Genomic DNA, 7,938 nt, shown 5'->3' with positions numbered 1-7,938 from the left:
CGGTTCGGACCGCGCCACGTTGCTCGTCTGGACCGCTGGTCTCGGCACCGACATCAAGCTGACCGACAATGTCTTCGGTCGCGTCGAGTATCGTTACACCGACTTCGGCAGCAAGAGCTTCGATGGCATCGGCAAGGTCAAGGCCACCGACAACCGCGTCACCTTCGGCGTCGGTATGAAGTTCTAAGTCGTTCAAGCCACGACACGAAAAAGCCGGGCCTCGCGCCCGGCTTTTTTTATGCTCGCGTGATTTCCGGGTAAATCTATTCGGGTAATGGGCGGTCAACCGGGAATGCAGGGCTTCAGTTCTGGAAACTTCTCGTCGAAGCGTGCCGCCCACCGCGTCAGCCGGGCGCGACCCTTCTCCCATTTCCCGGCAAAGCGCAGCGCGAGATAGCCAAGGCAGGCGCGCAGCGCCATCTGGCCGGCGGTGATCTTTTTCGGCAGCTTCGGCGGGTTGGCGTTGAGCAGGTCGAGTGCCGCCGTGATCTTCGCCCACTGGCGATCGAGCCAGGGCTGATAGACCATCTCCTCAGGCCGCGTGCGCCGTTCATAGACCATCGACAGCGCACAGTCGCAAATGCCGTCGGCCAATGCCTCCAGCACTTCTGCCTCGAGCCGCTTGTCGGGATTGCGTGGAAAAAGCGCGCTCTTCGACAAACGGTTGAGATGCTGGGTGATGGCGCGACTGTCATGGATGGAGCGACCGTCGTCGAGCACCAGAACCGGAATCTTGCCGAGCGGGTTGGCGATCATCAAGTCGGCCGGCTTCTCCTCGGTCTTGATCGGCACCAGATCGACAGCGATGCCGGCATAGGCTGCCGCCATTCGTACCTTGGAACTGTAGGGAGAAGACGACGCATAGAGCAGTCTGGGCATGATCCGTTTCCTGTTTTGCAGGCCGGCAGTGTTGACCGATCGGGCGCGATCGGGCAATGGCCAGAAGCGGAAAACCCAGCCGCCAGCGAGCGACGCAGCGGCCAGGGCCGTTTAGCGAGCGCTCCATGAAGACGGTGCTTCATCACCATGGTTGCCGGGATCGCGCGAAGCCGCCAGCCGACTGGCAAGACCGACGAGCCTCGCGCCGATGTTTCATCACCCGCATGAATGACACGAAAAAAGCCCCACCGGACTCCGCCCTATGGCGAAGTCCTGGGAGCTGCGAAAAGATATCCTCCGTCCGCCTCTGTTCTCGCCTTCCGACTGCCTAAACAACGAGCGGGGCGCCCTGTGAGGCACCCGCCCTTGACTGTTTCGGCACCGCCCCCGGCGAGGGAAGCGCGACTACTTCTTGCCGGCCTTCGCGGGCGCTGCCTTCGGCTTGGCCGCAGGTGCCGCTTTCTTCACCGGCGCTGAAGATTTCGCTGCCGCAGCCTTCTTTGCCGGAGCAGCCTTGGCAGCCGGCTTCTTGGCTGGTGCAGCCTTGGCAGCCGGTTTCTTGGCAGGTGCTGCTGCCTTCTTCGCTGCGGGTTTCGCCGCAGCTTTCGCTGCAGGCTTCTTGGCCGGTGCCGCCTTCTTCACTGCCGGTTTCGCCGCAGCTTTCGCTGCCGGCTTCTTGGCCGGTGCTGCTTTTGCCTTGGCCGCCGCGGCCTTCGGCTTGGCAGCAGGTGCTGCTTTCTTCACTGCAGCTGCGACCTTTGCCGTCGCTGCTTTTGCGGGTGCTTTCTTTGCCGGTGCCTTGGACGCCGGCGCTTTGGATGACTGCTTAGCCATGCGATGCCCCTTCCTTTGTGCCGACGGCCGTAATGACCCGGCGCGCTCATGCATATCTGACTCGCGGCTTGCTAGCCAGCGAAGCAATAGACTGATTTTTCGCAGCTTAAATTTCGGTTACGATCGGCACATGGTCGTGCTGATCGTCGCAGAAATTCACTTCTGATCTTCGACCATTGGCTAGAATGTGTCGCCGACATTCTCCACAGTCCGCGGAAGCGCTCCTCTCGTGAAGCTCCGAAGATCAGCGAGCAGCTTTGCGTGTCGATCGTCGGTCGCCGATATCATGACCGCTGCCTCATCGGTGCGATCATCTCGTGCAGGCGGACGATCTATACTGCAATGCGACAGCCGATCGGTGCATCGTCTTGTCAAGCACGAACGCAGATCGGCCTGCTCGTGAATTGACAGATAACTCTACATGGCAGAGTATTCTGTACAGCATGCTGGAGCATTTCAATGTCGATCGCACAGGAGCAAGCGGCGCTGTCGCCGTTCGAGATTGCCAAGACGGTCCGCCACGGCGGCAGCATGGTTGTCGGCGGCCTCCGGCTTGGCTGCGCCGGAGCCAATCGATGAGTGCCGACGAAATCATCCACCAGAGCACTCGGCTCAGGATCATGGCGGCGCTGAGCATGCTGGAAAGGCGGCAAACGCTGGATTTCACCGGGCTGAAAGCCATCGTGGACGTCACCGACGGCAATCTCGGTGCGCATCTCGATACGCTGGCCAGGGCTGGTTATGTCGACATCGAAAAGCTGTTCGTCGGCCGCCGGCCGCAGACGCGCGTCAGGGCGACGACGAGCGGACGGCGCGCGTTCCGCGGCCATGCCGCATTCCTGCGCAAGATCCTCGATCAGGCCGAGGCGGCGGCGCGCAGGAAATAGCGTGATGACTGGGCAATCCGCTCAGCGCGCGGCAACAACGGCAACGCCGGCGCCGATCATCACACCGCCCGCCGCGCGGTTCACCCGGCGTACGATCCTTGGTGTGCGCAACAGGCTGCGGGCGCGACCGGCGAGGACGACATGACCGCCGATCACCACGACCTCGACGGCCACGATCACCATCATCAGCACACCGAGATGACCTGCGTCGAGCGATGCGCCGACGACGCTAGGCAACAGCGCAATGTAGAACAACGGCATTTTCGGATTGCCAAGATTGAGCGCGATGCCGGTGGCAAAAATCATCAACAGCCCTCGCCGTCCTGAGATGGGCTGCAGTTCGGGAATGACGGGCGCCGCCATCCACAGCCTGATGCCCGTCCAGACCAGATAGGCCGCTCCACCATAGCGAAGCACCGTCATGACGATCGCCATCTTGGCGGCGACGATCGACAGGCCGAAGGCGGCGAGGATCAGGAAGATGAGGATGCCGACCACGGTGCCGGCACCGTAGGCGATGCCCGACGCGGCGCCATTGGAGATTGTGCGCGCGATGATCGTCATGTTGTCCGGACCCGGGCTGGCAGCGAACACGAAGAAGGCGGCCGCAAAGGCAAGCGAGGTCGCGAGATCCATGAAAACTCCCGAGGGTAATGCCGCTCTCGGGAGTCCAGACTAGCCGGTTTACCTGTCGGCGCCATCAGGAAAATCGAGAAACTGCGCGATGCGCATTTCCGTCACGGCTGATAGCCGAGGCAGATGGCGCCGAGCGCGACGATGGCGCAGGCGCCGACCCGCCGCGGCGTCAGCACCTCGCCGAGGAACAGGCGTCCGATGAAGGCCGCGAAGACGACGCTGGTTTCGCGGATCGCGGTGATCGGACCGGCCGGTCCGAGCGCGAAGGCCGCGACCACGACACCGTAGGCCAGAAGTGCAAACAGGCCGCCGCCCAGCGCCTTCCAGGTTTCCGGCGCACCCAGGTCGACTGTGAGCCGGCCACGGCAGGCGACGAAGGCCGCCGGCAGCAACGCGCCGTAGATCAGCAGCACCCATGCGGTATAGGCGCCGGCGTTTCCCGCCGCCCGAACGCCGAGCGCATCGACCGTCGCATAGGCGGCGATGATCGCTCCCGTTGCCAGCGCATAGAGTATCGATGTCGTGGCGGCCCTGCCCCTTCCGAGAGAAAGGCCCATGATGCCGCCCGCGACCAGCGCGACACCGATGGTCTGCGGCAGAGTGAGCTGCTGGTTGGCCAGGAAGAACCCGCCGAGCGTGACGAGCAGCGGCACGCTGCCGCGAACGATCGGATAGACCTGTCCCAGCTCGCCATATCTGTAGGCGGCCACCAGAAACAAACTGTAGCCAACCTGCAGGCAGGCCGAGAGCACAATGTAGGACCAGGCCGGCGCGGCCGGAAGGGCGTGGAAGAAGGCTAAGGGGATGGCGAGCGCCGTACTGGAAAAGCTCATGACGGTGACGGTCCACAACCTGTCGGCCCCCGTGCGCAGGAACGCGTTCCAGGTTGCGTGCAGGATCGCCGCAAACAATGCGAGCCCGATGACCAGCGGGCTCATTGGGACTTACGCGAAGCAGCGACGATGCCCATGGCCGCCTTGCGGGCGTCGCGAATGGCGGCGTCGGCCGGCCCCATCTGCGCCAGCAAGGTCGCACCTTCGATCAGCATAAGCAGTGTCGCCGCCACGCTTTCGGCGCGGCCGCGCGGCATCATCTCTTCGAGGATAGACCGCATGCGCCGCTTGAGGCCGTTCTTCTGCCTGACAACGGCCTTGAAAACCGGATGCCCGGGATCGCCGAACTCGGCCAATGCATGTGCGAACAGACAGCCATGGAAATCGGCGCTGCGGAACCAGCGTGCATGCCAGTCAAAGATCCTTCCGATTTTCTGTTCCGGCGGAATGCCCTCCTGGGCGAGCCGGTCGAGCTGGCGGTCGAAACGCATAGCGCGATAGTCGAGCACCTCGACGATCAATTCGTCCTTGCTGGGGAAGTGGCGATACATCGTCATCTTGGCCACATCGGCTTCGGCGATGATCCGGTCGATACCCGTCGCATGAAAACCGGCGCGCTTGAACAGCACGTAGGCCGTTTCAAGGACGTGCTGGCGCTTATCGGAAACGGGCGATGGTGTCATGGCGCATACCAAGGTGGTGAGACAGGTCTGCCTCATATCTATGCGACGGATCGCGCCAGCTGTCAACGCAGCACGAAAAACGCCTGCAGCCGATCAAGCCACAGGCGCGAAAGAGATTGGAAGGGGAAACCGGGTTTAGCGCAGAATGCGGCAGCGGCCGTTGTAGACCATCCAGCGGTCGAAGCCCGAGACGCAGAATTCGACATTGTCGCCGATCGAGGCAAAGCCCTGGCCTTCCTCGATCAGGTACCAGATGGTGCGATCGCGGCCGTCGGACAGGCTGACGGTGGCCCCGCAATAACGGCGACCGATCGGCCAGGTATCGTCGGCCGCCAGATAGCGATGCTGGTGAATGCGCCGGAAATCAGTGATCTCTACATCCGGCAGATGCGGCACGTGATGCACCTGATAGGAAAAGCGGCTGGTGATCTTGTTCAGTACCCAAGGCTGACCGCAGACCCCGCTGTCTTCATCGGAATAGACCGTAAGATCGGCGGCCTGCACGGTCTGGGTGATACCGAGAGGCGCGGCAAGCGGGGTGCAGAGCGAAATCAGGGCGGCAAGAGCGGATTTGGCGAAGCGAGTCATGGCAGCCTCTCAAGGTCGATTGTGCGCACTGTGCGGATTCGCTCGGCGGCGGTCAAGCGGTTGCGTTGACAATGGTTTCCCAGTTTGAAACTGCTTTTCGACCAAAGCCGAATTTACACGGCACCGGAATGGCTCTGGCACGTTCATGCCCGGATCCAAAAGAGCGCGGGTCCCGGGTCGTCAATGAGCCCGCCTCAAGCCTGCTCGCCGGCCAGCCATTCCAACGACCAGTGCGCCGGCCGCCCCACCGCAAGCAGCCTGTGCAGGGCCGGCAGCAGCGTCCGCAGCTCGCCCTCCAGCGTGAACGGCGGATTGACCACCAGCAGACCGCTGCCGTCGAGGCTGGGTTCCAAAGAGGCCGGCCTGATCTCGAATTCGATGTCGAGCAGCTTCGGGATGCCCGATTGCTTCAGCGCCTTGCGGAAAGCGATGATCGCCTTGCGGTCCTTGATCGGATACCAGAGCGCGTAGATGCCGCCTGGCCAGCGCTTGTGCGCCCTTATGAGCCCGTCGACGAGGCGATCGAACTCACCCGCTTCCTCGAATGGCGGATCGATGAGAACAAGGCCGCGCTTCTCCTTCGGCGGCAGATGGGCGCCGAGCGCGAGCCAACCATCGAGTTCGATGATCCGGGCCTGGAAATCGCCGGCAAAGAACGTCCTCAGCCTCGCGGCATCCTTGGGGTGCAGCTCGATCGCGGTCAGCCTGTCCTGCTTGCGCATGAGATGGCGCGCAATCAACGGGGAGCCCGGGTATTTCTGGATGCCACCCTCAGGGTTGAGCGACCGTATTGTCTCCAGATAAGGCGCGAGCAGTGCTGCCACCGGCGCGGCAAACGGGGCATCGATCAGCCTGCCGATGCCGCCTTGCCACTCACCCGTCTTCTGCGCTTCGGCCGACGACAGATCGTAGCGGCCAATGCCGGCATGGGTGTCGACGACCCGAAACGCCTTGTCCTTCTGCTTCAGATACTCGAGCAAGCGCGTCAGCACGACATGCTTGACGACGTCGGCGAAATTCCCGGCATGGTAAGCGTGGCGGTAGTTCATCGTCTTGTGCCGTTATGCATGTCGTTGTCCCAAAACCGCTGCACACTTTTGGGCGACATGCATCAGCCCCTGCCCCAGCGCGGCGGTGGCGGCTGAGAGTTCGGATTTTCCGGCCGACCGCCTCGAGTGCGCAAGGTCAGCAAAAATCCGATCAGGCCGATCGCCATCAGCGCGAAGCCGACCGGCCGTGCACGGCTGTCGATCTCGCCTGCGCCGGAGCGCAGGATGAGATCGACAGCCCGCATCGGTATGTCGTCGGCATCACCCGGTCCGACGGTGAAGACGTAGGGACCCGGGCTGACGGTCGCGATGACGCCGGCCTCGTCGCGAAAGATCTTGTCGGGCAGTTGCGGGCTGGCCTGGCGAGGATTGTCGGAATGGTTGAACTGCAGCGTCGAGGCGAGCACCGTGCGGCCATTGCTGGCGGCGGTCAGCGTCAGCACGGTGCGCTGCTGCGAGACGATGCGCTCGGCTCTTGCGGTCAGGTCGACCAGCACCCGCACCGGCGCATCGCGGCCGGAGAGCGGCACCGTCAGCGGCTTGAAACGGCCTTGCTCATAGACCCGCCAGGTGCCGATCTCGTGCCCGGAGAAATTGCTCATCGCCCAGGGATAGATGACACCGACGCCGGCGCCGACAAGCAGGATCAGGACAAACAGAAAGCGCATTCACATCACCATGGCGTATCGTAACCTTGCCAATAGCGCCCCGACGGCCAAAAGGCGATGGCCAGTTGCGGCAGCCACCCTGGAGGTGGACCGTGCGGGGTGCGAGCGCAACCAGATTGGCGGCGTGGCTGCGCAACAATGCCGATAACGTTCTACCTATGCGCTCAAAAATTAAGCCGTGTATTTCGCGCGCCGCGCTGAATATTGCTGTCGGCTCATTCTTGGCCGTTCTTGCTGTCAGGTTTTGATTCTACCTCAAGGGACAGCTTGCCGCGTCCGGCAACATGTTGACGTCGATCGAGCCAATATGCTGATTCGTAAACAGGATTTGCCTTGTGCGCCATGCTTCGATCCGAGAGGCCGTAGCCGCTTTCATGATTAACCATTCGCGAGCGCATTTGGTTAAGAAATTGCTAATTTAGTTGACTATAATTTCCACAGGTATATTTTCGATGCGTTGGGATGTGCAATTTGGGCGAGCAATCGATGGTGACACCGGGCGTGTGATCGCGATTTCGGGGCGCGGAGAATGCTGAGCGGCAGCACGGAGGTTGTGTAGTCGCACCAGCTTCGCGAAAGCCAAAGAACAATTGACGCACATCAGTGATGGCGGTTCCGCAGATGCGGAGGTTTGCCACGTTCTCAGGAACGTGGCCGGGCGATGCTTTGTCCCGGCCCGGCGGTAGCGTGTTCGGTGCGTATGAGGAAAGCATGACTAAGCTTGTCAAGGTTCTGAAACTGGAATCCGGCAGCCAAAAGGACGCCAGCCAAAGCCGACGACGCGCCCTTGTCGCCGGAGGAGCGGGATTCTTAGGTTCGCATCTGTGCGAACGTCTTTTGCGGGACGGATACGACGTTGTCGCGCTGGACAATTTCCACAC

Annotated in this window: 11 protein-coding genes; 4 read left to right on the top strand and 7 right to left on the bottom strand. The window is 62.1% G+C overall.

The features are described from left to right. Positions 1-187 (top strand): outer membrane beta-barrel protein (locus EN932_RS23385; protein ID WP_164890585.1); only part of this gene is annotated, 187 nt, incomplete at its 5' end. 95 nt (positions 188-282) lie between these two features. Here EN932_RS23385 and EN932_RS23380 read toward each other — a convergent pair. Beyond that, complete coding sequence (locus EN932_RS23380; protein WP_013532484.1) at positions 283-879, bottom strand: glutathione S-transferase family protein; 597 nt, start codon at positions 877-879, stop codon at positions 283-285. Between the two features lie 412 nt (positions 880-1,291). Between EN932_RS23380 and EN932_RS38440 the strand changes: the two genes are divergently transcribed. Both EN932_RS38440 and EN932_RS23365 read left to right on the top strand, forming a co-directional pair. After that, positions 1,292-1,879 (top strand): hypothetical protein, encoded by a 588-nt coding sequence (locus EN932_RS38440; protein ID WP_206618954.1) that lies wholly within the window; start codon positions 1,292-1,294, stop codon positions 1,877-1,879. A 409-nt stretch (positions 1,880-2,288) separates the two neighbouring features. After that, positions 2,289-2,600, top strand: coding sequence for a transcriptional regulator (locus EN932_RS23365; protein ID WP_013532486.1), 312 nt, complete (start codon positions 2,289-2,291; stop codon positions 2,598-2,600). Between the two features lie 21 nt (positions 2,601-2,621). Here the strand turns inward: EN932_RS23365 and EN932_RS23360 are convergent, their stop codons facing one another. From EN932_RS23360 to EN932_RS23335, 6 genes are all read right to left on the bottom strand, one after another. Next, positions 2,622-3,236, bottom strand: a complete 615-nt coding sequence (locus tag EN932_RS23360; protein WP_064993149.1) for a LysE family translocator — start codon at positions 3,234-3,236, stop codon at positions 2,622-2,624. A gap of 101 nt (positions 3,237-3,337) precedes the next feature. Further along, complete coding sequence (locus EN932_RS23355; protein WP_024504298.1) at positions 3,338-4,174, bottom strand: DMT family transporter; 837 nt, start codon at positions 4,172-4,174, stop codon at positions 3,338-3,340. Continuing rightward, positions 4,171-4,752 carry a TetR/AcrR family transcriptional regulator gene (locus EN932_RS23350; RefSeq protein WP_127368187.1) on the bottom strand — a complete coding sequence of 194 codons (582 nt, stop codon included), beginning with the start codon at positions 4,750-4,752 and terminating at the stop codon, positions 4,171-4,173. Before EN932_RS23350 ends, EN932_RS23355 begins: the two co-directional genes overlap by 4 nt. Before the next feature lie 135 nt (positions 4,753-4,887). Continuing rightward, the gene (locus EN932_RS23345) at positions 4,888-5,340 is read right to left on the bottom strand and encodes a hypothetical protein (RefSeq protein WP_127368186.1); all 453 of its coding nucleotides are present in this window, start codon (positions 5,338-5,340) and stop codon (positions 4,888-4,890) included. Between the two features lie 194 nt (positions 5,341-5,534). Beyond that, positions 5,535-6,389, bottom strand: a complete 855-nt coding sequence (locus EN932_RS23340; RefSeq protein ID WP_024504300.1) for a 23S rRNA (adenine(2030)-N(6))-methyltransferase RlmJ — start codon at positions 6,387-6,389, stop codon at positions 5,535-5,537. 62 nt (positions 6,390-6,451) lie between these two features. Continuing rightward, the gene (locus EN932_RS23335; RefSeq protein WP_013532492.1) at positions 6,452-7,057 is read right to left on the bottom strand and encodes a hypothetical protein; all 606 of its coding nucleotides are present in this window, start codon (positions 7,055-7,057) and stop codon (positions 6,452-6,454) included. A 606-nt stretch (positions 7,058-7,663) separates the two neighbouring features. Between EN932_RS23335 and EN932_RS39010 the strand changes: the two genes are divergently transcribed. Further along, the coding region (locus EN932_RS39010; RefSeq protein ID WP_245483314.1) for an NAD-dependent epimerase/dehydratase family protein at positions 7,664-7,938 on the top strand (275 nt) is incomplete at its 3' end.

It is taken from the genome of Mesorhizobium sp. M7A.F.Ca.US.002.01.1.1, from assembly GCF_004022955.1.
Taxonomy (GTDB): domain Bacteria; phylum Pseudomonadota; class Alphaproteobacteria; order Rhizobiales; family Rhizobiaceae; genus Mesorhizobium; species Mesorhizobium ciceri.
This window is presented reverse-complemented; position numbering and strand designations above follow the sequence as displayed.